The sequence below is a fragment of the Pseudomonas sp. P5_152 genome, assembly GCF_033989915.1.
In the GTDB taxonomy this organism is placed as follows: Bacteria; Pseudomonadota; Gammaproteobacteria; order Pseudomonadales; family Pseudomonadaceae; genus Aquipseudomonas.
Map to the genome: position 1 here is coordinate 5,686,909 of NZ_JASFAH010000002.1, position 21,365 is coordinate 5,708,273.

Genomic DNA, 21,365 nt, shown 5'->3' on the forward strand with positions numbered 1-21,365 from the left:
CATGCTGCGCATCCTGGTCCGCCTGTACCTGATCACCATCGTCACCTTCAGTGCGGCGATCTACCTGGTGCCAGACCTGGTGGTCAAGGTCTTTCACGAGCGCTTTTCCAGCTATAACCTGGACCACTCCCGGGGCGTGCAGAACCTGCTGGTCAAACAGTTTCAAGGCGTGCCGAGCGCTCAATGGCCGGCGCTGGCCGCTGAGCTGGATCAACAGTTCAGTCCGTTGCAAATCGCCGTGGTTCCGATCAGCGATGAGGGTTTCACCGCCCATGAACGCGAGCGTTTGCAGCGCGGTGAAATGACCGTGCGCACCGGTGACTGGGGCTGGCGCACGTTGGCCGCGGCGCCATTGAATGAGTCGCAGGCGGTCAAGCTGGTGGTGCCGCCGGATCCGCTGGACGTCAGTCTGCTGTACTGGGGCATCAATGTGCTGATCGGTGCGGCGCTGCTCGCCTGCCTGCTGATCTGGCTGCGCCCGCATTGGCGCGATCTGGAGCGCCTGCGCAACACCGCCGAACGTTTCGGCAAAGGTCACCTGGGCGAACGCACACAGATTGCTGCCAGCTCCAACATCGGCAGCCTGGCCCACGTCTTCGACACCATGGCCGGCGACATCGAGAACTTGCTGAACCAGCAGCGCGACCTACTCAACGCGGTATCCCATGAGCTGCGCACGCCCTTGACTCGCCTGGATTTCGGCCTGGCCCTGGCGTTATCCGATGACTTGCCGGCCGCCAGCCGTGAGCGTTTGCAAGGCCTGGTGGCGCACATTCGTGAGCTGGACGAGTTGGTCCTCGAGTTGCTGTCCTACAGCCGCCTGCAAAACCCGGCACGTTTGCCGGAGCAGGTCGAGGTGGCACTGGACGAGTTCATCGACAGCATCCTGGGCAGCGTCGATGAAGAACTGGAGTCGCCGGAAATCGTGATCGACGTGCTGCTGCACGGCCATCTCGAACGCTTCAGCCTCGACCCGCGCCTGACCGCCCGGGCTATCCAGAACCTGCTGCGCAACGCCATGCGCTATTGCGAGAAGCGCATCCAGATTGGTGTGCAAGTGCGGCCCGAAGGCTGTGAAATCTGGGTCGACGATGACGGCATCGGTATCCCAGACGACGAGCGCGAGCGGATTTTCGAACCGTTCTACCGTCTCGACCGCAGCCGTGACCGCGCCACGGGCGGCTTCGGCCTGGGCCTGGCCATCAGCCGCCGGGCCCTGGAAGCCCAGGGCGGCACCCTCACGGTCGAAGCGTCGCCACTGGGCGGGGCGCGGTTCCGGTTGTGGTTGCCCACCCCAGTCTGATTGCGAAGCGGCGACTTAGCCCAGTGGCCAACTCGCCCCCCAGGTGCGCACACTCACGTATTGAACCAGGAGTGTTCATGTCCGATATCGACCACGGCTCGGCGATTGAACGGAAAGTAATGATCGATCAGGGCCATTTGCTGGTCGACATAAGCCTGATCCCACAGGTGATGAGTGTTTGAAATGTTGGCGCCCGGCTCGGCATTGAAGCAAAGCCGATAGTAGTCGGCGCGCTCGACGGCGACCACATCGTTGAGCACACCGGGGCCTGTGAGGCGGAACAGTTCACGTGCGTAGGTCGGCATGTCCATGGCCGCTTCCCTGGGGTTGCCGAGGATGCCTTGGGCATCGACATAGGGCCGGACCTGGGTAAAAAAGCCTGGGCTTTGCACAAAGCGCAGCTGCATCTCCTTGGAAATTTCCTGCAATACCGGATTGTTGGGATGGGACGCGAAAATGCTGCTGTTGTAGCCTGAAAACCCTGCCATCTGCTCAGTGACCTTGGGCCCAAGCAGCAAATCGTTAGGTGCGGCCAGCAATTCGATATCGTTGATATCCACCTGAAAGGTGTCATCGACATCCATGTAGATACCACCATGATGGTCGGTCAAGGGATAGCGCAACACATCGGAGGCTGCCGAGTAATTACGCCCGGGCCCGTGCATGACGGTGGTGTACTGCTGGTAGTTGTCCGATTGCGAGAACATGCTGAAAAACGCGGTGTCCCGTAAGGGCGCTATCACCAGCGAGGGCGCGGCCCGTTGCAGCTGCTCCCGAATTTGTGCCAGTACCTCGGCGTCTTGTATATCGACATGCAGGGTCGACACATAACGACTGCTGAGCCGGCAGTTATGGGCGATGTTCTCGATCAGTCGAGGCGACGGCACGGCATGGCCCAGCCATAGGTAGTGAATGTTCGCAGGAATCGGCGCAAGGTCGCTTGGAAAGACCGGGAGCCTGGGCAGTTGCACCGTCTGCATTCTTGCAGGCGCCGGCAGGCTGTCCTTGACCGCGCGCCATTGCGCGACAGGACCGGTGACCCATTGGCCCTGGGCATTGCGCCAGGTGGGTGTAGTCGGCTGGCCGCGCCAATCGATCAACCACCAGCAACCTTGCTGCACCATGAAAATCGCTTGGCAATCCTGCTCTGGCCCCAGGTGAACCCAGCCGATGTTGGGCATGTCATCGGCAGGAATGGCGACCTCATGCACAGGTGCCAGCTGTTGTTGCGGCGTGCGTGGCAGGCGGCACAGGCCGCTGACGCTCAGCATGTGACCTCCCAGGCCTGGCGCGAGGCGTTGAAGGTGACTACCGGCCCCTGCATCTCAGCGCTGTGGACCCGCCATTGCGTGGTATCGGGCAGCGGGCTTACAGCGTAGGGATGGCCCTGCATGAGGATGTAGGTGTGCCGGTTTATCGTGTAAAGGTTCATGACGGGGGGGACGTCCGAAAGATCAATGCCGTGGGCGACCAATTGGCGCTGTTGAGGGATAGTCAGAGCGTTGTGGGTGACAGACAGGTTTGGCTTGAAGAAAGCCAGCGCGTCGGCCTGCCTGAATGCGGCCAGGGTGGTCAGGTCCTGTGAGCGCAACAAGTCGCCGGAGGTGCCCCCCAGGGGCGGCAGGTTCAGGCCGTTGGCAAGCTGCGATGCATGGAGTTGCCCACGAACGAAACGCGAGCCGGCGCGTGCCAGCGCCACGCCTTTGATACCCCCTTGAAACAGGAATATCGCCGGTCCCAGGGGGTTGGCGGCCTGAGCAAAACCTTTGGCCAGCACTGCACCAAACTCCCGGGCACCCTGGGCGCTTTGCGCCGCTTTGAGCGCCAACCGGGAAATCCCGAAGGAGGTCGAACGCACGACCAGGCGTCCCACTTGGACGTAAGCCCTCACGGCATGCAATACGGCACTGCCAAAAGGCACCAGGTAGCTCAGCGCTTCCAACCCGGCGAACAGGAAGGTTCCGGGGGTTACGGTGCCGCGGCTGATGTCCAGGTATACCGAATAGCCGGGCACGAAGAAGCTCGCCAGGCGCTCGTTGCTCGCCAGTAGACTCTCGCGGTAGCGCTCATAGGGTGTCGGCTCACGCAAGACGTCATAGGCCTGCTCGACGGCTTTGCCAAAGACTTCGTCGACCATCTTCTGGCTGAGAAAGCGGATTTTTCCATCACGATCCAGTGCGCTGACCTGGCGAGCTACTGTGTAGAAACTAACGTCCAGTTCGGGTTCCGCGAGAACCTTGCCGGGACGCCCTTGAAGGTAGGCATCCTGGTCCAGATCCGGCACTGCGCTCATGTAGGGCGATTCGTGATAGATGGCGTCGGCCGTAGGGGGCGAGAACTTGTAGTTGACGCGAATTCTTCGCGTGCCGTTGCGTCCCAGCAGGCGAATCGTGCCCGATGCAGAAAAGATTTCGTAGGCGTACTCCTGGTCATCCTTCTTGTAGAGTGCGATCAACCCGTGGCAGGCGGTCTGGCGTTGCCCCTGGGGATCCTTGAAGGACACCTTGATGAATTTGTAGGCCCCAAGGATCCTGTCACGGTCCAGCGCTGGCAAGTCGTGCAAGGCCAGGACCATGCGCTCTACCTGGCCTTGCAGGTAGTTTTGCTTGAAGTCCTGGTAGCGCTCCTCGAACGCTGCTTGAAGCGCACAGCCGCCGTCGATATCAGGGACAAAACCCAATTCGCTGACACCGAATGCACGCTCTACACCACAGGTCATATAGCGTTCGAGCGCGGTCATGCGCATCGAGCGACCAAGCTCGTGATAACCCTTCACAAAAAATCGCAGTACCTGGCTTTCAGTGAATGACGACCGGCGTTGCAGGTTCAGTTCCGGTTGCGACTTCAGACGTTCCAGGGCCATGGATTTGCGCACGGGAGGCACTTGTGCCAGCTGGGTAAAGGTTCTGGCCTCAAGCATTTGTTGCTGTTGCAAATGCAGCAAGGCTGCCAATGACTGATCCGGCCCGACCTGGTCAGCGCTAGTCTGCGCAATGACGCCCCGGCACATCGCAAAGTGCAAGGTGGCGACTTGGCCACTGACGGCAATCGCCAGTTGTGCTGGCTCAGGCAATTGCTCGAACGGGCATTGGCTGTAGAAGCTCATCAGCTCCTGATAACGCTGAATCAGCGAAGAGCCGGGGCGAAGCTGTTCTGCCAGGTTGACCGCATGACGGAACTGGATGGCGCTCAGGCTTTGTCCGAACAGCAGAGTGTCAGGCACATTGCGGACCAGCAACTCCGGTGCATGCTCACGACACAGCAAGGTAAAGGTCAACGCACCTGCCCCACGGGCGCTGCTTTGCCCAAACGTGGCCTGCAGGTGCTGGCGCAGGTGTAGACGTACCTGCTCATGGGTACGCTCTCCCAGCGCCACGGTTAACAGGTTCAGCCCGCAGACATGCCCCAGGGAGCGGCTGGCCACCGGCTCGAGATAGTTGGTCAACGCCTCGAGCGCCATGGCCCTGCGCAGTGGGGGCGATTGGCGGTGCTGGGGATCCATTGCCCGTTCGAGCCGGTGAAAACCCGGAAAGTCACACAGTAAGTCGAGGAACAGCCCGTGGGTCAGCAGGTAAGGATCCGTGTGGGAAGGGGCGGTTGCTGCTGGGTACACAAGGCTGACCTGCAAGTAATCGCACAGGGCATCGATGTCGGGAGGCGTGCTCCTGGCGCCGATGATTGAAGCAATCATCAAGCTGGCGGCCCGTACGCGGGCCTGAGCTTCGTCCAGCACGGTGGAGCTATAGCTGAGGTCCAGGCGCTCGGAGGCGGCGGGATTCAGGCCCAGCAAGCCTGGAGTCACCAGGTCGGCGGTATGTCGTGCCTGTTCGCGGGTCGCGTCGCGAGCAAGTAGTTGCTCCATGACGAAACACTTGTAGCCACGGCTATCGGGAACCTCCCACTGCGCATTCAGCCGATGCAATTGATGGCGGTAGATCTTTTCGATGACGCTGAAGGCGAGCGCTGGGGTGATGGCGCCCTGGGCAAAATAATACGGCGTTCGGTTCAGCACTTGGCCAACACGCTCGATCGTTTGCGGGCTGGCCAGTGCTTCAAGCATCAGTTGACGACGTTCGGTGTCTGTCAGTGCTCCAGTCCTTAGAGGAGGCATGTCGAAAAACGTCAAGGCCAGGGTATTGCCGTCGTGATCGGCTTCGTTGCGGTGCGCCGTCCAGGCATTGAACAACTGTTGGTCGGCGATCTTTTCGACGAGCCGCAGGTTACGTTCGGCCACCCATGGGGCCAGATCCTGGACGCGGGATGTCTCAAGGGCGGCATCCAAATGTCCGAGGAATGCGAGCAGGCCTTGGTCCAGTACCGACCCCTTGCCGGTTTCAACGGCAAAGTTGAGGTTTTTATCTTGCATTGCCAGCGTGGCGTCGATCAGTTCGCCGACCAGGTCCGAGGCAAGCGGGTACGCGTGAAGGGATACTCGCTCGATGCTGTCACGCAGCGCGCTGGCCAGATGCAGGGCGTCGTGCCTGGTCAGGCATCCCAGTAATGGACCTGCTCCTGGCGCCTGAGCCAATTGCTCAGTGACGTCGCGGTTCAGCGCTGTCCACCCGGTAAATACCTGCAGCCCTCTGGTCGGCGTCACACAGATGATCGGGCCTTGCAGTTGCTCGACGTCTGGCGCATCCGCCAGAGCGGGCGTGATGAGGAAGCAGCGATTGAGTACGCAGGTACGAAAGCTCGCGCGGTCTTGCAATGCCAGGGTATGGATGCGCGCGGTGGTCGGGTCTTCAAGCGTTGTGGACAGGAATTGATAGTGCGCAGTTTCCAGCGTGCCATCCAGTACGCCCAGGTGTGCAGCATCCTGCAAGCGTGCCGTCAGCTGGCTACCCCATGCCTGTTTTCTGGGTGTGTTCCAGTAGTGCTTGAGGTCGTCTAGCCACCTTGCCGTCCAGTTGCGCAGGAACTCGAGGAGACCATCGAACAGGGTGCGGCTGACGGGCAGGAAGGCGTGGAGTTTGAAATTGCTGTAGTTGACCGGTGCTTCCCTGAGCAAGTCCGCGCTGCTGACTGGGCTCGACGGGCCGTCCTGCTGCTGGACGTGAAGGTCCTGATACAGGGATATCCAGAGGGTTTTCCATTCGAGACCCTCAGGCGGGGTCGTGTTGGCGCGCAGCATCTCGGTGATCAATTGGGCAACCGGTTGGTTGTACGACAGCGCGACAGCCGGACGTTGCGTGACCGGGTCGAGCATGATCAGGGCCGGGTCATCTTCTTCTGCAGCGTGTACCCGCATCGAGTAAATCGTTGTCGGATCGAGGGTCGGAGCAACTTCGCCGATCAGCTCGGTGAGCGCTTTGATCAGCGTTGCCTGCGCGCTCGGCTGCTGGGCAAACAAGCCGATCTGCTCGAAGCGGTTACCCAGCATTCGCCCAATCTGCTGGCGTTGCAGTCCGCGTACGTGGTGAGCATCGACGATGCTGGCGAGCAGGCTGATCTGATCGTTATCCAGTACATAGGCGTTGTGGTTGTGCTCCAGGGCCCGGGCAAAAAAGCTGGCTCGGAACTGGCGTCGCGCTTCGCTATCCGGGAGCGAATCGGGATAAGCCGCACGGTCGGCAAAGTCCCGCCAGATGGTCGAGGCCAACTGGTACATGAACTCCAGCATCCACTCGGGACCGATGGTATCCAGGGCGCGGCCCGTGGCCCGGGCCGCGATCAACCGGGTTGCCTTGAGGTTGAGCAGCAGTGGCAGCACGCTGCCGTCGGTCCATTGGCCTGTACTGTCGGGCGCCGTGGCACTCAGGGCGCGATGAACATCGACGCTCGTCAGGTAGCCCAGCATCTGCCGGGCTTGCATGCTTTCCAGGCTACTGATGGACGGATCATCGAGGTGGGTGAGGTAGGTGCGGATCGTGAGCGGAGTGAAGGGTTGCATAGTGGGCTCCCGTTAATTGTGAGCTTCACTATCAAAAGAACCGAACCCGGTAATGCGGTACATAGTTATCGCTTGCCAATGTGTTTTTGCGTGGTGTTGCACAGCACTTTGTAGGAGCGAGCCTGCTCGCGATGGTCGCTAACGATGACGCGTATTGCCTGAATACACGCGTAGTCTTTTGCGCACGAATGCGGTGCGTCGCGGTCGTACCCTTCACAGGGCCCAGGCCCAGCGCAACGGGGAGACGTAATGAGCCAGGATGTACTTGCCACTGAAACCAATCGCCGGCAGTTGCAGCAAATCATCGCCGGGCTGTCCGATGGGGTGATTCTGCTCGATGCCGACAAGACCCTGCTGTGGGCCAATGACGCGGCGCTGGCCATGCACGGGGTCGAGCGGATCAGCGATCTGGGGTCCAACGCCCGCGAGTATGCCCGGCGATTCACCCTGCGCTATCGCAACAACCATCCGGTGTTGGTGAAAAACTACCCCATCAGCCGGGTTGCCAATGGTGAGACCTTCAGCGATGTGGTGGTCGAAGTCACGCCGACCGGCGACCCGGAGCGTACCTGGGTGCACCGCATCCGCAGCATGATCCTCACCGATCAGCAGGGTGCGCCGGAATCCCTGGTGTTGATCCTCAGCGATGCCACTGAATGGGCCAGCGCCGAGCAGCGCTTTGAAAAAACCTTCAACGCCAACCCGGCCCCGGCGGTGATCTGCCGCCTCAGCGACCTGCGTTACCTCAAGGTCAATCAGGGTTTCGTGGAAATGACCGGCTACTCACGCGAGCAGATCATTGGCCGTTCGTTGTACGAACTGGACGTGCTGGAGGACGCCGAGCGCCGCGACCTGGCCATCGAACGCCTGAGCCAGGGCATTACCGTTCCGCAAATGCAGGCCGACCTGCGCCTGCCCGATGGCAGCCGCAAATTGGTAGTGGTGGCCGGGCAGCCGCTGGACCTCAACGAAGAACCGTGCATGCTGTTTTCCTTCGTCGACCTGGAATTGCGCCGCAGGGCCGAAACCGCGCTGCGCCAGAGCGAGGAGCGGTTCGCCAAGTCGTTTCGCATGAGTCCGGTGCCGACCCTGATCTGCAGCGCCGAGAGTCTGCAGGTGGTAGACGTCAACGATGCCTTTCTCAACAGCATCGGGTACGCGAGTGAGACGCTGTTGGGCAAGACCATCGATGAGCTTGGCTTCTTCGCCACCCGGGATGCCGCCAGCCAACTGTTTGCTACGTTGAAGAGGCTCGGCAGCGTGGAAAGCGTCGACCTGCAAGTGCGCAAGCAGGACGCGGTGTTGATCGACTGCGCGGTCTGGGCCGACACGGTGAGCATCCAGGACCATCCTTGCTATTTGCTGGTGCTGATGGACATCACGGAACGCAAACGCACCGAGCTTGAACTGGTGGCGGCGATCGAGGAGGTGATGCAGGACGCCTCCTGGTTCAGCCAGACCCTGATCGAAAAGCTGGCCAACGCCAAGAGTGCCCATCGCAGCCACCGGCCGAGCGTGGCGTTTACCGAACTTACCGCCCGTGAGCGCGACGTGCTGGGTTTGATCTGCGAAGGCCTGGCTGACAAAGAGATCGCCGCGCGGCTGCAACTGGCGCCCAATACCGTGCGTAATCACGTGGCTACGCTGTACTCCAAACTGGCCGTGCACAGCCGTAGCGAGGCTATTGTCTGGGCCCGTGAACGTGGGTTGTTTGCTGGCGAGCGGCGGCTGAAAAGCCCGAAATAAAGGTGCAAATGCACTAGTTGCGACAGTGCAAATTGAGCTTCTGCAACGGCTCGCCAGTTCATAGGCTGTCAGGGTGCGCATCGTTCATCGGACGTTTGCCGCTTCCTTTCAGCCCAGCCCAATGGACGCCTGCCGTGATGACCCAAGCGCAACTGCGCAGTTACATCGAACAAGCCCTGGCCCCGCTGGCCTGTGACTTCAGCGTGGATGCCGATGGTTGCCTGACGCTGCGAGTGTTCGAAGCGCAAGACGGTCGGGTGCACCTGGTGGTGACCGGGATCAAGCCCGGCCGGCTGACCAGCGCCAGCGACCTGGCGCAAATGCTCGAAGAGCTGCGCTATGAGCTAAGCGCTACCCGCCTGGGGCAGGCCGACAGCGCTTGAGCCTGGGTTTGCCGTTGAGGAACCATCGAGTGCTGAACTATCTGGAACCCTTGCGGCTCTACAGATCAGGCCCTCTGTGGCTTACATTGGGCTGAATTCCTCTTAACCCGACTCGCAGGCCACCTCATGCACACTTTTTTGAGATCTGCTTTTGCGCCATTGCTGTTGCCACTCTGCGCGGTTGCCATCCTCAGTGGCTGCGCCAGCCCACCACCGCCAGTGGTGGTGCAAGCCCCGCCGGTCAAGACCTGCAACACCGCGCAAGATACCCAGGTGCTGGGCCAGGCCCGGGCGGAGGGGGAAGTGACCCGGGTCATTACCACCACCCGCTGCATCACTCAGTAGCTGGCAACAAGCGCTGGCGGCAATCGAGTGTCAGGCGCGCACCGCCCAATTCGCTGACCCCGACGTCCAGGCTAAACCCGTGCAGGTGGACGATGGCGGCGACAATCGACAGGCCCAGGCCGAACCCACCGTTCTGGGCGCTGTCGTCGACCCGGTAGAAGCGCTGGAATACGGCCGTGCGTTTGTCAGCGGGAATGCCGGGGCCGCAATCGTGTACTTCGATCCGGCAACTGCCGGCATTGTCGCTGGCCCGTACCTGCACCTGACCGCCGGCCGGGGTGAACTTGATCGAGTTGCTCAGCAGGTTGGACAAGGCCTCGAACAGCAGCGCCCGGTCGCCGGTCAACGCCGGCAGGCTGGGCGGTGCCTGCAGGCTCAAGGTCAACTGGCCTTCTTCGGCGAGGGGCAGGTAGAAGTCGTGCAGTTCCTGCAGCAGCGGTAGCGGGTCGAACAGCAGGAAGCCGGAACGCCGCTGTTGATCCTCCAGCTCGGAGATCCGCAGCAATCCGCGAAAACGCGCCATCAAGGTGTCGGTCTCGGCAATCACCTGGTCCAGTTGCGCCGCCTCGGTCGAGCCTTCGGCTGCTTGCTGCTGGATCCGGTACAACTGGGCGCGCAGCCGGGTGAGCGGGGTGCGCAGGTCGTGGGCGATGTTGTCGCACACCCCCTTGACCTCGTTGACCAGGCGTTCGATGCGTTCGAGCATGGCGTTGACGATGGCGGCCAGCATGTCCAGTTCGTCGCGGCGGCTGGACAGCGGTAGCCGGTGGTTGAGGTTGCCGGCGACTATGGCTTCGGCGCTGGCCTGCAGGGCGTGGATGCGGCGCAGGGGGCGGCGGCGCAACAGGTACCAGCCGGCAATGCCGGGAATGATGGTCAGCGATACGCCCCAGAGCAGCGCATGCAGGATGATTCGGTTCACGGCAAACAGTGAACCGTTGTCGCGCGCCAGCACCAGCCAGCGACCATCCAGGGTCGGCGTCGCCACGGCGTCGCAGCTGTCCGGGGGGAGGCGTGGGTCATGGGGGTCGGCGCAGTTGGCGAGTTCATGCACTTTGCCGTCCAGCGGCAGACCCTCGGGGATCTGCTGGATCAGCCCGTGCAGGGGTCGGTGAAAGGCGTCGAACAGGCCGTAGGCATCAACGCCGCGTTGGTCGAAGGTGGTGCTGGCGATCAGCGCTTCATCCAGTTGCTCGCCGTGAAAGCGCGAGAACAGGTGCTGGCGTTGCATGATCGAATGCCGGGACAGGTTATCCAGGTAGCTCGACACCTCGTAGTACATCACGCCCATCAGCAGGCAGCTCCAGACCACGAACAGTGCGCTGTAGAGCGCCAGCAGGCGGCTGCTGGAGGACCGCCAGCCTTTAGACGGGTTCAGCAATGACATAACCCGAGCCTCGCACGGTGCGGATCAGTGGCAGCAGCCCCGGTGGGTCGACTTTTTTGCGCAGGCGGCCGATGTGGACGTCGATCAGGTTGGTGCCGGGGTCGAAGTGGTAACCCCAGACTTCTTCGAAGATCATCATCCGCGAGAGGATCTGCCCGCTGTTGCGCAGCAGGAATTCCAGCAGTTTGTATTCGGTGGGCAACAGGATCAGCAGTTGCCCGGCGCGGGTGGCTTCGCGGCTGATCAGGTTGAGTTCCAGGTCGGCCACCTGCAGGGTGGTTTCCACGCTCTTGACGGTGTTTTGGCGGCGCAGCAGGACTTCGACCCGGGCGGCCATTTCATCGGTGGCGAAGGGTTTGGTCAGGTAGTCGTCGCCTCCGGCGCGCAGGCCGCGCACACGTTCGTCGACATCGGACAGGGCGCTGATCATCAGGATCGGGGTGGACACACCCATGGTACGCAGGGTGGTGACGATGGCCAGGCCGTCGAGTTCGGGCAGCATGCGGTCCAGGGTGATCAGGTCGTAGTCGCCGCTGACCGCGCGAGCCAGGCCTTCGCGACCATTGGCTACCCAGTCTACGTCGAGGCCGTGGCTGCTCAGTTCGGCGACGATCTCCCGGGCGGTGACTGCGTCGTCTTCAATGGTCAGGATTCGGGTCATGGGGTTGCCTGAGGGTGGGTGAGTTGCCTGGCGTAGTGTGCCAAGAAATGGGGGTTGGGTTGCTAAATTAAAGTTTATGTAGGGTTGAGGGGCGGGGGGGTTATTGCCTAACGCCCACTGGCAGCAAGAGCTACAAGCGTAATTAGTGCATTAAGCCCGCTCCACTGGGGCGGTTGTTGCAAATTGCATGGGTGGAAAATCGCTGAAGTTTTCAACCGATTGAAATAGAAGAATTTATTCAAAGTTAGTCGCTGGCATGTTGACTGCAATATCAGGTCTGAAGCGTTGCAACAGTCTTCCTCATGCCTGGAGCACTACAACAATGAATAGAACCTCTGATATGTATCCGGCCGATCTGCCAGCGTCGAGTGCGCTGTCGGGGGTGTCCTGGGCGGCGATTTTTGCCGGGGCGGCGGCTGCGGCAGCGCTGTCGCTGATTCTCGTGGTGCTGGGTTTTGGCCTCGGATTTTCGGCGGTGTCGCCGTGGGCCGGGAGCGGGATCAGTGCCAAGGGCCTGGGGATTTCCACTATCGTCTGGCTGGCTTTCACCCAGATTGTTGCCTCCGGGCTCGGTGGCTATATCGCTGGGCGGTTGCGGGTGAAGTGGTCGAACATGCATGGCGATGAGGTGTATTTTCGCGACACGGCCCATGGCTTTCTGGCTTGGGCGGTGGCGACCCTGGTGACCGCGACCCTGGTGGTCGGTTCGGTCAGCAGCATCGTCAGTGGTGGGGTGCAGGCCGGTGCCAGTGTGGCAGGCGGGGCGGCCAGTGCCATGACCATGGCTGCGGGGACCGCTGCCAGCCAGGGCGGCGCGGATGATTACGGCTATTTCGTCGACAGCCTGTTTCGTGATGATCGTCCAGCGGCGGTGAGCGACGATGCCGCCCATGCCACCGTGACCCGGATTTTCGTGCAGACCCTCACCCATGACGGTCAACTGGCGGCGGAGGATCGTACCTACCTGGCCCAACTGGTGGCCCAACGGACCAACCTGACCCAGGCGGATGCCGAGCGGCGGGTCGATGAAGTGTTCGCCAAGGCGCGCAAGGCGGTCGAGGATGCCAAGCTGGCGGCCAAGCAAGCAGCCGATACTGCCAGCAAAGTGGCGGCCTGGACCGCACTGTGGATGTTTGTCGCACTGTTGTGTGGTGCTTTTTTTGCGAGCCTCGCCGCTACCTTTGGCGGTCGTCGCCGGGACGCGGTGGTGTACCTGGAACCGGCCGGCTATATCCCGGTCTCTGCGCCCACTGCCATTCGTTGATTGAGGAGAACTACCATGCGCTCACTCCTGCTGTTTTTCCTCGGCGTACCAATCCCGATCATTATCCTGATTGCCTTGTTCATGCATTGATCCTGCTACAAGGCGGAACCCACCGCGTCTGCCCCTGGCAGGCGCGGTTCTTTTGCGCCCGGTATTTGGCAAAGGCAGTCCTGTTTTTGGCCGATGCGGCGCCTACGGCTGGGGGCATCGGCTTGGTATAGTTCGGGCCTTCATTTCTGTGCCAGCAAGGATTACTGCCATGCCCGAATATCAAGCCTTCCGCGTCGAACTGGCGGACAACATCGCCCATGTGCAGATCAACCGTCCGGAAAAGATCAACGCGATGAACGCGGTGTTCTGGACCGAGATCATCGAGATTTTCCAGTGGATCGACGACACCGACGAGGTGCGCGCGGTGGTGATCAGTGGTGCCGGCAAGCATTTCTCCTCGGGGATCGACCTGATGATGCTGGCCGGGGTGGCTAACGAAATGGGCAAGGACGTGGGTCGCAACGCGCGCCTGCTGCGCCGCAAGATTCTCGCCTTGCAGGCCTCGTTCAATGCGGTCGACAACTGTCGCAAGCCGGTGTTGGCGGCAATCCAGGGGTATTGCCTGGGTGGGGCCATTGACCTGATCAGCGCCTGCGACATGCGCTATGCGGCCGCCGATGCGCAATTCTCGATCAAGGAAATCGACATCGGCATGGCTGCCGACGTCGGTACCCTGCAACGCTTGCCGCGGATCATCGGTGACGGCATGCTGCGTGAACTGGCTTACACTGGACGCACCTTTGGTGCCGAGCAAGCGCGTGAGATTGGCCTGGTCAACCGGCTCTACCCGGACACCGAGAGCCTGCTGGACGGGGTCATGGGCATAGCCCGCGAGATCGCCGCCAAGTCGCCAATCGCTATCGCCGGTACCAAGGCAATGATCAGCTACATGCGTGATCACAGCATCAACGATGGCCTGGAATACATCGCCACCTGGAACGCCGCCATGCTGCAGTCCAACGATCTGCGCGTGGCCATGGCCGCCCATATGAGCAAACAGAAGCCCGAATTTCTGGATTGAGCCCACATGACTTCACGCTGGACCACGGCAGTACTCGACACCGACGTAACCGGCGGCTGGGCAGTAGCCCGCAGCCCCGAAGGCTTTTTGTTCGATGACAATGGCGCGCTGTTCCCCCGGGAATGGCTCAAGCGCCAGGACTTGTCGCTGCTCGCCGAGCATGGCATTGGCCATCTCGACGGCGAGCCGGTGTATCTGCTGGAGTTGCAGGCCGTAGGCGAGGTGCCGGGGTGTGGCTGGAAAGGCTTGCGTGGGTTCATGCTTGAAGGCGATCACACGTTGTACAAGGTACTGGGCTACGCCGCGCAGATCGGCACCTGGGCCCGCGAGCACCGTTTTTGTGGCAACTGCGGCCAGGCCATGGTCCAGGTGCCACGTGAGCGGGCGATGTATTGCCAGCCGTGTGACTTGCGCAGTTACCCGCGGATTTCACCGAGCATGATTGTGCTGATCACCCGCGGCGACGACATCCTCCTGGCGCGTTCACCGCGGTTTGTCAGCGGGGTCTACAGCACCCTTGCCGGTTTTGCCGAGCCGGGGGAGTCGGCCGAGGACTGCCTGATTCGCGAGGTGCGCGAGGAGGTGCAGATCGAGGTCAGGAACATCCAGTACCTGGGCAGCCAGTGCTGGCCGTTCCCTCATTCGATGATGCTCGGCTTCCATGCCGAGTACGCCGCTGGCGAGATCGTCCCACAAGCCGACGAGATTGAAGACGCCCAGTGGTTCAACATTCACGCGCTGCCGCCGTTGCCGGCGTCGCGCTCGATTGCCCGCTACCTGATCGACGTCTACGTTGCGCGGCGCTTAGGCCACACTGAACCAGTGCTGCCAGGCTAGGCGTACGGTCAGGCCCAGCACTACCGCGATGAATACCGGGCGAATGAACTTCGCCCCACCGCTGATGGCGGTGCGCGCCCCAAAAAACGCCCCGACCATCACCGACACGCCCATGCTCAGGCCGATGATCCAGTCCACCTGCCCGGAAAAAATGAACACCGACAGCGCGGCCGCGTTGCTGACGAAGTTCATGCTGCGCGCCACGCCGCTGGCCTTGACCAGGTCGATGGGGTACAGCAGCAGGCTGCTGACGGTCCAGAACGCGCCCGTGCCGGGACCGGCCACGCCGTCGTAGAAGCCGAGGCTGAAGCCCTGGGTCGACTGCCACTTCTTCTTGATCGGCGCGTCGCTGTCCACCGGCGCCTTGGGCGTCCCGCCAAACAGCAGGTACAGGCCACAGGCAAACACGATCACCGGGAGCATTTTGTTCAGCCATTCGGCCGGCAGGTAGTGCGCCACGACCGCACCGGCCAGCGCTCCCACCAGGGTGCCGACAATCGCATGCACCCACTGCCTTGGATGGAACAGCTTGCGCCGGTAGAAGGTGACGCTGGCGATGGCCGAGCCGAAAGTCGCGCTGAGCTTGTTGGTGCCCAGCACCAGGTGCGGGGGCAGGCCTGCAGTGAGCAGGGCCGGGGTGGTCAACAGGCCGCCGCCGCCGGCAATGGCATCGATGAAACCGGCAATGAACGCGACAACGGCCAGAATGGCCAGGGTGGTGAGGTCTACGCTGAGTTCGAAAGGCATGGGGTCGACTTATTCGGTGGGGCAGTGGGATAAGGCCGGCGCCATCTTACCCATAACCTGTGGCGGCCGCGACCGCCACACCACCTGCCGCCAGGTTCAGGCGCTGTTGCGGCGCAACGTCTGGGACGGCGATTCACCGTAACTGCGCTGATAGTCCTGGGAGAAACGCCCCAGATGGAAGAAGTTCCAGTGCATGGCCGTTTCGGTCACGGTCGCCCAGCGCTGGGTCAGCAGGTCGTGTCTGGCGTTAGACAAACGCAGGGTGCGCAAGTACGCCATGGGCGTGGTGCCGAAGGTCTCGACGAAACCCTGGTGCAAGGTGCGGCCGTGGGTTCCCAGGGTTTGCGTGAGCTGCTCCATGCACAGGGCGGTGTGCGCATGGGCGTGCAGGTATTCGATGGCCTGGCTGGCGATTTGTCTGCGCAATGGCGCCTCGCGCGCCGAGTCATGGCGTGGGCTCAGGGCTTGCAGCAAGGAGCTGAGCAAGGTCGCTTCCCATTGCGCGCCGGACACGACGTCAGGTGGATGGCGCTGGTTCAACGAGACGCTGATGGCGTTGACCGCGTTCAGCACCGAGTAATGATCGTGCGCCTGATAGCGCTGGCCCTGGCGCTGCTTGAGCACATCGGTGGTGCCGTACAGTTCGCGGCACTGCTCGTAGTGCTCCAGGGTGGTGGTGACGGTGAACAGCGCTTCGTTGGGCTCGCACAGGTAATGCACCGGTTCACCGCTGTACAGCACCACCATTTCATTGGGGTACAGCCGCTGGTGGTTCCAGGTCGGGCGGCCCGTGGTGGACTGGGACAGGGCGAAGGTGATGTGCCCGTCGGGAACACAACTGACGGCGCTGATGGAGCACTTGAAATCGAACCGGCTATGGCGCAGGCGAGGGCCGCGCATGTGCTTGAGGCGATGGATGCGCGCGTGTTTCTCGACGGAAGAAAAATCGATGTGCCACTGGTCATTGCCGGTGGACAGTTCGTCCAGGGCAACGGATTCGAGGGTCAATAAAGCAGGGGTTGGAAGGGCGGACATGCTGTACAGGAAGGGCACCTGAAAAAGACTCGGGTTGAGTGGGCCTCGCGGCGTCTGAGTGGCCAGGTCGGGCGAGCATTGCGCGCGCCCGACCGGCGGAACTCAGAACAGTATATAGGCCGACGCCGTGGTCTGGTTCAGATCTAGGTTACCGACCTGTAACACTTCATACTCGGCGCGGATGCCAATGTTGCGCAGCACATCCATCTCGACCCCGGCGCCGTAGGTCAGGTCGACCCCGGTGTCATCGTCGGCAGCGTTGCCATCGGCGTCCCAGGCGTGGGCGCCGACGATGCCGAACAGGCGAATGCGCTCGCCCAGCGGGAAGCCGACGTGGGCGGCGACCTGGGCCGAGTGGCCTTCGAAGTCGAGGTTGTCGTCCTTGAACTTGCCGAGGTCGACAATGGCGCCCTCGAATGCCAGGTAACCATTGGCGCGGTAACCGGCATAGACCTTGTAGCTGTTGTCTTCATCACTCAAGGCGCTGTCGTCGGTTTCGATGCTAGTCACACCGGCGCCCAGGTAAAAGCCCTTGTCATCGGCGAACGCTGGCAGCGCCAGCAACGACAGTAGGGAAACGAAGGCGAATTTTCGAAATGGCATGTGCAGGGTAGTCCTTGTACGGGTTTGTCAGGTGTGAAGTGTTGGGCGGGAAATTGCCCGGCCCCAATCATGGATAAAAGTCATTAATGCTTATTGCCGTCGCCGCGGTTCAGCGCCCCAGGGTCTGCGCTTCGTTGGCAATCGCGAAGTACTTGCGGGCCAGCGCGGCAATGGGCAGCGCGGCTGGCTGATTGCCAGGGGAACTGGCGCAGGCATCGAGCATGATCGCCGAGGCGGGGATGGCGTACCGCTCCAGTACGTCGGCAACAAAGTCCGGGAAATCAGGGTCGAGGATGTCCAATGGGGACAGGGGAAGGCAGATGGAGAAGTCTTTGCAGGCCCACAGGTAGGTGCTGTAGTCCTCGGCAACCTGGCGGACCACGGCGCCTGTCAGTTGCTGCGCTACCTGGGGTGCGATACTGACGCCGCCCCGGGCCCAGCGTGACAGGGCCCTGGCGCCGACCAGGCGGCCCGTGCGCCGATCAGTGATGGGCAGGTAGTTGATTTCAAGCCATCGGTTACTTACACAGCTCGACAAGTCCTGTTGTCTCGCCCACGCCAAATAGTGCGCCATCATGGTTTGACCCTGGTGTATTCAAATCGGCTGTTGCAACCGGTGGCGGCTGGTCACACGTCCACTAGCCAGGCCAGGGTGATTCCGCACAGGTAGGCGAAGGTGCACAGCAGGATCTTTTGTTTGAGTGGCAAGCGATTCAAGCGACGGCTGAGCATGCTGACCTCCTAGGGACAGGGAAATGGAGCAGGGTGGGAATGCCAGGCGCGCAATGGAAATGATTGATTGTCATTTGCCGGGATTTCAGTGGTTCATGCAGCGCAGGCGGTCCATTTCATGGAGGAAGAAACACAGGGTGTTTTCACTGGGCGTCGCCAGCAGGCTGTAGTTGAGCGTGGAGCCTTCCTGGACGACGTACTGGCGACGAAAAAACAGCTCCGGGGTTTTTTCGATGGCAAACAGTTCGCGATCATGGCTCAGTTTGGCGCGCACCACTTGTACCTGGAGGGCATCATTGCCCGATTGGGTGATGTCGGCAGTCAAGGTGGCATGACGGAACTTGCCATTGAGACTTTCGATGGTCGAGTGGGTCATTCGATGCGCGTTCACCGTGAGGTATTCCTCGGTGTTCAATTGGCTCTGGTCATCCAGCCACTGCTGGCTCTGGGTGTGAAAGTTGCTGTTGTTCTCGAACGGCACCGGCGAATAGAGCCAAACTCCGATACAGCCCAGGTTGATCAGCCCCAGCAACAGCCACTGCACAAGGGTTTTTGTCTGGCGGTTCACAGGGTCACCTCCAGGCATTGCGCAAGCATGCTGGCGAGTGGCTTTTGCTGGGGGTTGAACAGCATATTGCGGGTACTTTGATCGGCGCGAATGCAGGAGATCGAGTAGTTGGACCGGGACTGGTTGATCCAGACCTGGCCGACCAGGTTCTTCGGCAGGTCTTGCAGTTGTTGCTCGACCGCGGTGTTGAGTGCCCGGGCCGAATCGAGGCTGCTACCCAGGGTATTGATGGTCAACTGCTCACGCTGGGAGCTGGCCACTTCGATGCTCGGCGCCTTGGTCGAGAACGTGTAGTGGGCCAGGGTTGCCAGGCATGTGAGCAGGGTCACGGCACAGGCAATCGATAGCCATCCAATGGGCTGTTTCGGTTCGACAGTAGGCGCTGTATCAGCGGTTGGGGTGGTCACACTGATGGGTTCCAGCTCGACCGGCGCCGGCGTCGGCTGAGCCTGCAAGGTGGTCCCGGCGCTGACATACGCCGGGTTGAAGCGATAGCCACGGCGCGGAATGGTCATCAGGATTTCGTGATCGCGGCTGTCGTTGAGCAAGTTGCGCAGGGAGAACACCACCTGGTTCAAGCTGCCCGAGGCGACCACCCGATCATTCCAGGTGTGCTCGATAATCTGCTCGCGGGACTTGATCACCCCAGGTTCAGCGAGCATCAGATCCAGCAGGCGTGATTCGGCTCGACCCAGGGTGCTGTGCTGAACTTCGCCCAGGGGCGTGGTGATCGATAACCTGGAGTCCTCAGGATTGAACAGGGCCTTCGAGCCGTTTTTCAAGGTGAAAGAATGGCTCATGGTTCGTCCTCTTGGGTGCTCGTGTTCGCGAAGTTCTGCTGGTCAGCCACGGTCTGGCCAACCAGGGGACTGTTGCCAGGTGTCGGATCAGTCGGTGGTGGTTTGTTTGGCGAAGGCCAGGTCAGCGCGCTCGCGCAATTGTTTGGCCCAGGCATCGAGGGCGGGGTAGCTGTCCTCGACCTTGGTGGCGTCCGATGGCGAGATTTGCTTGCCAGTGGTGGCGCTGACGGATTGAGCCAGCAGTTCGCCAGTCTGGGCGTCGCGCATTTCGCTTTCAAAGAAGATGCGCAGGCTTTCATCCCGGGTGCCAGTCAGGTACATGGCGCCGCCGATGACAAACCCGATTGGCAGGTATTCGGGAATCGACAGGTCACGCGGGGTGCGTTCGGTGCCGGTGATGGCGGTGCGCAGCATCAGAGCATGGGGTTCCGGGCGACGGGTTACTTCGTAGCCTGCCGTCAGGAACTGATGCTGCAGCGCCTGGTTCAGGTACTTGAGCATGGCGGTGGTGTCCGCCGGGCTGCGCGAGAGGTCCTTGCCGGTGAAGTAAAAGCGCGGCGGCTCCAGGTAGACCCGTTTCTGGTAGGCCTGGTTTATTTCAAGGCCAGGCTTGACCCACATTTCGCTCTTGGGCCATTGCGGATCCTTGCTCAGCCTTGCGTAGTCGTTGAGGAATCCGGAATGGCGTGTGTCAGCGTCGGGCATTGTCGTACAACCGGTCACGGCGAGGAGCAGGACCACTGGAAGCAGGCGAAAGAGGCGTATCACTGGATTACCCATGGGCTGTGGCGAATGAGCCGCGCATGGTGCAGGGCGCCCGGGGGTGGCGCTATCCGAAAACTGCGAGGCCCGAAAGCGCTACCCCAGGCGGCTCAAGATCAAGCTCTACAGGCCCAGCTCAGACAGCCCGGGATGGTCGTCCGGCCGCCGGCCCAGGGGCCAATGGAACAGACGCTGGTGCTCCTCGATCGGCAGGTCGTTGATGCAGGCATACCGCTTGGCCATCAGGCCCTGTTCATCGAACTCCCAGTTTTCATTGCCGTAGGAGCGGTACCAGTTGCCCGAGTCGTCATGCCATTCGTAGGCATACCGCACGGCGATGCGGTTATCGCTGAACGCCCAGAGCTCCTTGATTAACCGGTAATCCAGCTCCCGGGCCCATTTGCGGGTGAGGAAAACCCTGGCTTGCTCGCGGTCGTTGATGAACTCGGCGCGGTTGCGCCATTGGGTGTCCAGGGTATAGGCCAGCGACACCCGCTGTGGGTCGCGGGAGTTCCAGCCGTCTTCGGCCAGGCGCACCTTGTGCATGGCCGACTCGCGGGTGAAGGGAGGCAAGGGCGGACGAACTTCGGCAGCAGAGGACATAAAGTGGCTCCGGGCAGTTGGGGTAAAAACAGCAGGTGTCTACGGATTGACGCATTCGAGCTGCAACAGCTTGCGCACCATGTCTTGCGCAGTATCAGCGGCACTCTGATCACCCGTCACCAGAGCGACGGTAATGGCGCCATCGATCAGGATCAGCAACTGCCTGGCCAGTGCGTGCGGGTCCTGCACGGCATGGTCGAGACACAGGGTGTGCAGGTAGTCGAGCAGCTTGTCTTTATGCGCTTTGGCGACCTGGCGCACCGGGTCCTGGGGATCGCCGGTCTCGCCACTGGTGTTGATGAATGCGCAGCCGCGAAAGCCTTCGCTGGCGAACCAGGCCTTGAGCACGTCGAACAGCTTGAGCAGGCGCTCGCCAGCAGTCGGGGCCTGGTCCACCTGGCTGGTGAACCAGTGCATCCAGCGCTGATCGCGACGCTGCAGGGCGGCAACGATCAACTCGTCCTTGTTGGCGAAGTAGCGATAGATGCTCTTGCGCGAGACCCCGGCGGTTTTCACCAGCAAGTCCATGCCCGTGGCGGCAATGCCACTTCGGTAGATTAACTTTTCGGTGACGTCGAGGATAATATCGCGGGTGTCGTTACTAGTGATTGAGTTCATGTGGCAAAG

Annotated in this window: 20 protein-coding genes; 7 read left to right on the top strand and 13 right to left on the bottom strand. The window is 61.4% G+C overall.

The genetic code is table 11. The features are described 5' to 3' along the window. The first annotated feature begins 1 nt into the window (after position 1). Positions 2–1,303, top strand: coding sequence for an ATP-binding protein (locus tag QMK50_RS26115; RefSeq protein ID WP_320334395.1), 1,302 nt, complete (start codon positions 2–4; stop codon positions 1,301–1,303). A gap of 53 nt (positions 1,304–1,356) precedes the next feature. Here QMK50_RS26115 and QMK50_RS26120 read toward each other — a convergent pair whose 3' ends face one another. Beyond that, positions 1,357–2,574 carry a glycosyltransferase gene (locus QMK50_RS26120; protein WP_320334396.1) on the bottom strand — a complete coding sequence of 406 codons (1,218 nt, stop codon included), beginning with the start codon at positions 2,572–2,574 and terminating at the stop codon, positions 1,357–1,359. Beyond that, on the bottom strand, positions 2,568–7,193 hold the full coding sequence (locus QMK50_RS26125) for a hypothetical protein (RefSeq protein WP_320334397.1): 4,626 nt from the start codon (positions 7,191–7,193) through the stop codon (positions 2,568–2,570). Before QMK50_RS26125 ends, QMK50_RS26120 begins: the two co-directional genes overlap by 7 nt. 249 nt (positions 7,194–7,442) lie before the next feature. Between QMK50_RS26125 and QMK50_RS26130 the strand changes: the two genes are divergently transcribed. From QMK50_RS26130 to QMK50_RS26140, 3 genes are all read left to right on the top strand, one after another. Next, complete coding sequence (locus QMK50_RS26130; RefSeq protein WP_320334398.1) at positions 7,443–8,939, top strand: helix-turn-helix transcriptional regulator; 1,497 nt, start codon at positions 7,443–7,445, stop codon at positions 8,937–8,939. Between the two features lie 137 nt (positions 8,940–9,076). After that, the gene (locus QMK50_RS26135) at positions 9,077–9,322 is read left to right on the top strand and encodes a DUF1652 domain-containing protein (protein WP_095168388.1); all 246 of its coding nucleotides are present in this window, start codon (positions 9,077–9,079) and stop codon (positions 9,320–9,322) included. A gap of 126 nt (positions 9,323–9,448) precedes the next feature. Next, positions 9,449–9,667, top strand: coding sequence for a hypothetical protein (locus QMK50_RS26140; RefSeq protein ID WP_320334399.1), 219 nt, complete (start codon positions 9,449–9,451; stop codon positions 9,665–9,667). Here the strand turns inward: QMK50_RS26140 and QMK50_RS26145 are convergent. Next, positions 9,657–11,054, bottom strand: a complete 1,398-nt coding sequence (locus QMK50_RS26145) for a sensor histidine kinase (protein WP_159995584.1) — start codon at positions 11,052–11,054, stop codon at positions 9,657–9,659. The genes QMK50_RS26140 and QMK50_RS26145 overlap by 11 nt on opposite strands. After that, positions 11,032–11,715 (bottom strand): response regulator transcription factor, encoded by a 684-nt coding sequence (locus QMK50_RS26150; protein ID WP_095168383.1) that lies wholly within the window; start codon positions 11,713–11,715, stop codon positions 11,032–11,034. Before QMK50_RS26150 ends, QMK50_RS26145 begins: the two co-directional genes overlap by 23 nt. Before the next feature lie 322 nt (positions 11,716–12,037). Here QMK50_RS26150 and QMK50_RS26155 point away from each other — a divergent pair, with 322 nt between their 5' ends. From QMK50_RS26155 to nudC, 3 genes are all read left to right on the top strand, one after another. Beyond that, complete coding sequence (locus QMK50_RS26155) at positions 12,038–12,979, top strand: hypothetical protein (RefSeq protein WP_320334400.1); 942 nt, start codon at positions 12,038–12,040, stop codon at positions 12,977–12,979. Positions 12,980–13,238: 259 nt separating this feature from the next. Continuing rightward, entirely contained in the window at positions 13,239–14,051 is an 813-nt protein-coding gene (locus QMK50_RS26160) for a crotonase/enoyl-CoA hydratase family protein (protein ID WP_159995588.1), read from the top strand. 6 nt (positions 14,052–14,057) lie between these two features. Continuing rightward, a complete protein-coding gene (nudC, locus tag QMK50_RS26165) occupies positions 14,058–14,888 on the top strand; it encodes an NAD(+) diphosphatase (RefSeq protein ID WP_320334401.1) in 831 nt (276 codons plus the stop codon). Here nudC and QMK50_RS26170 read toward each other — a convergent pair. From QMK50_RS26170 to QMK50_RS26210, 9 genes are all read right to left on the bottom strand, one after another. Continuing rightward, the gene (locus QMK50_RS26170) at positions 14,856–15,635 is read right to left on the bottom strand and encodes a TSUP family transporter (protein ID WP_095168375.1); all 780 of its coding nucleotides are present in this window, start codon (positions 15,633–15,635) and stop codon (positions 14,856–14,858) included. The two genes, nudC and QMK50_RS26170, sit on opposite strands and share 33 nt — an antisense overlap. Positions 15,636–15,731: 96 nt before the next feature. Next, positions 15,732–16,670 (bottom strand): helix-turn-helix transcriptional regulator, encoded by a 939-nt coding sequence (locus QMK50_RS26175; protein WP_159995590.1) that lies wholly within the window; start codon positions 16,668–16,670, stop codon positions 15,732–15,734. 102 nt (positions 16,671–16,772) lie between these two features. Continuing rightward, positions 16,773–17,273: an outer membrane beta-barrel protein gene (locus QMK50_RS26180; protein ID WP_095168372.1), complete on the bottom strand. Its 501-nt coding sequence runs from the start codon at positions 17,271–17,273 to the stop codon at positions 16,773–16,775. A 109-nt stretch (positions 17,274–17,382) separates the two neighbouring features. After that, the gene (locus tag QMK50_RS26185; protein ID WP_320334402.1) at positions 17,383–17,850 is read right to left on the bottom strand and encodes an EAL domain-containing protein; all 468 of its coding nucleotides are present in this window, start codon (positions 17,848–17,850) and stop codon (positions 17,383–17,385) included. A gap of 240 nt (positions 17,851–18,090) precedes the next feature. After that, complete coding sequence (locus tag QMK50_RS26190) at positions 18,091–18,573, bottom strand: hypothetical protein (RefSeq protein WP_320334403.1); 483 nt, start codon at positions 18,571–18,573, stop codon at positions 18,091–18,093. After that, positions 18,570–19,373, bottom strand: a complete 804-nt coding sequence (locus QMK50_RS26195; RefSeq protein ID WP_320334404.1) for a transcriptional regulator — start codon at positions 19,371–19,373, stop codon at positions 18,570–18,572. Before QMK50_RS26195 ends, QMK50_RS26190 begins: the two co-directional genes overlap by 4 nt. An 87-nt stretch (positions 19,374–19,460) precedes the next feature. Continuing rightward, positions 19,461–20,078 (bottom strand): DUF3313 domain-containing protein, encoded by a 618-nt coding sequence (locus QMK50_RS26200; RefSeq protein ID WP_320334405.1) that lies wholly within the window; start codon positions 20,076–20,078, stop codon positions 19,461–19,463. Between the two features lie 180 nt (positions 20,079–20,258). Beyond that, positions 20,259–20,738 (bottom strand): DUF1348 family protein, encoded by a 480-nt coding sequence (locus QMK50_RS26205; RefSeq protein ID WP_095168362.1) that lies wholly within the window; start codon positions 20,736–20,738, stop codon positions 20,259–20,261. A 39-nt stretch (positions 20,739–20,777) separates the two neighbouring features. After that, positions 20,778–21,356, bottom strand: coding sequence for a TetR/AcrR family transcriptional regulator (locus QMK50_RS26210; RefSeq protein WP_095168360.1), 579 nt, complete (start codon positions 21,354–21,356; stop codon positions 20,778–20,780). Positions 21,357–21,365 lie beyond the last annotated feature (9 nt).

Excerpts from the sequence above, each read along its gene's own strand:
- QMK50_RS26115 (WP_320334395.1), top strand. The coding sequence starts at position 2 with ATGCTGCGCATCCTGGTCCGCCTGTACCTGATCACCATCGTCACCTTC.
- QMK50_RS26120 (WP_320334396.1), bottom strand. The coding sequence starts at position 2,574 with ATGCTGAGCGTCAGCGGCCTGTGCCGCCTGCCACGCACGCCGCAACAA.
- QMK50_RS26125 (WP_320334397.1), bottom strand. The coding sequence starts at position 7,193 with ATGCAACCCTTCACTCCGCTCACGATCCGCACCTACCTCACCCACCTC.
- QMK50_RS26130 (WP_320334398.1), top strand. The coding sequence starts at position 7,443 with ATGAGCCAGGATGTACTTGCCACTGAAACCAATCGCCGGCAGTTGCAG.
- QMK50_RS26135 (WP_095168388.1), top strand. The coding sequence starts at position 9,077 with ATGACCCAAGCGCAACTGCGCAGTTACATCGAACAAGCCCTGGCCCCG.
- QMK50_RS26140 (WP_320334399.1), top strand. The coding sequence starts at position 9,449 with ATGCACACTTTTTTGAGATCTGCTTTTGCGCCATTGCTGTTGCCACTC.
- QMK50_RS26145 (WP_159995584.1), bottom strand. The coding sequence starts at position 11,054 with ATGTCATTGCTGAACCCGTCTAAAGGCTGGCGGTCCTCCAGCAGCCGC.
- QMK50_RS26150 (WP_095168383.1), bottom strand. The coding sequence starts at position 11,715 with ATGACCCGAATCCTGACCATTGAAGACGACGCAGTCACCGCCCGGGAG.
- QMK50_RS26155 (WP_320334400.1), top strand. The coding sequence starts at position 12,038 with ATGAATAGAACCTCTGATATGTATCCGGCCGATCTGCCAGCGTCGAGT.
- QMK50_RS26160 (WP_159995588.1), top strand. The coding sequence starts at position 13,239 with ATGCCCGAATATCAAGCCTTCCGCGTCGAACTGGCGGACAACATCGCC.
- nudC (WP_320334401.1), top strand. The coding sequence starts at position 14,058 with ATGACTTCACGCTGGACCACGGCAGTACTCGACACCGACGTAACCGGC.
- QMK50_RS26170 (WP_095168375.1), bottom strand. The coding sequence starts at position 15,635 with ATGCCTTTCGAACTCAGCGTAGACCTCACCACCCTGGCCATTCTGGCC.
- QMK50_RS26175 (WP_159995590.1), bottom strand. The coding sequence starts at position 16,670 with ATGTCCGCCCTTCCAACCCCTGCTTTATTGACCCTCGAATCCGTTGCC.
- QMK50_RS26180 (WP_095168372.1), bottom strand. The coding sequence starts at position 17,273 with ATGCCATTTCGAAAATTCGCCTTCGTTTCCCTACTGTCGTTGCTGGCG.
- QMK50_RS26185 (WP_320334402.1), bottom strand. The coding sequence starts at position 17,850 with ATGATGGCGCACTATTTGGCGTGGGCGAGACAACAGGACTTGTCGAGC.
- QMK50_RS26195 (WP_320334404.1), bottom strand. The coding sequence starts at position 19,373 with ATGAGCCATTCTTTCACCTTGAAAAACGGCTCGAAGGCCCTGTTCAAT.
- QMK50_RS26200 (WP_320334405.1), bottom strand. The coding sequence starts at position 20,078 with ATGCCCGACGCTGACACACGCCATTCCGGATTCCTCAACGACTACGCA.
- QMK50_RS26205 (WP_095168362.1), bottom strand. The coding sequence starts at position 20,738 with ATGTCCTCTGCTGCCGAAGTTCGTCCGCCCTTGCCTCCCTTCACCCGC.
- QMK50_RS26210 (WP_095168360.1), bottom strand. The coding sequence starts at position 21,356 with ATGAACTCAATCACTAGTAACGACACCCGCGATATTATCCTCGACGTC.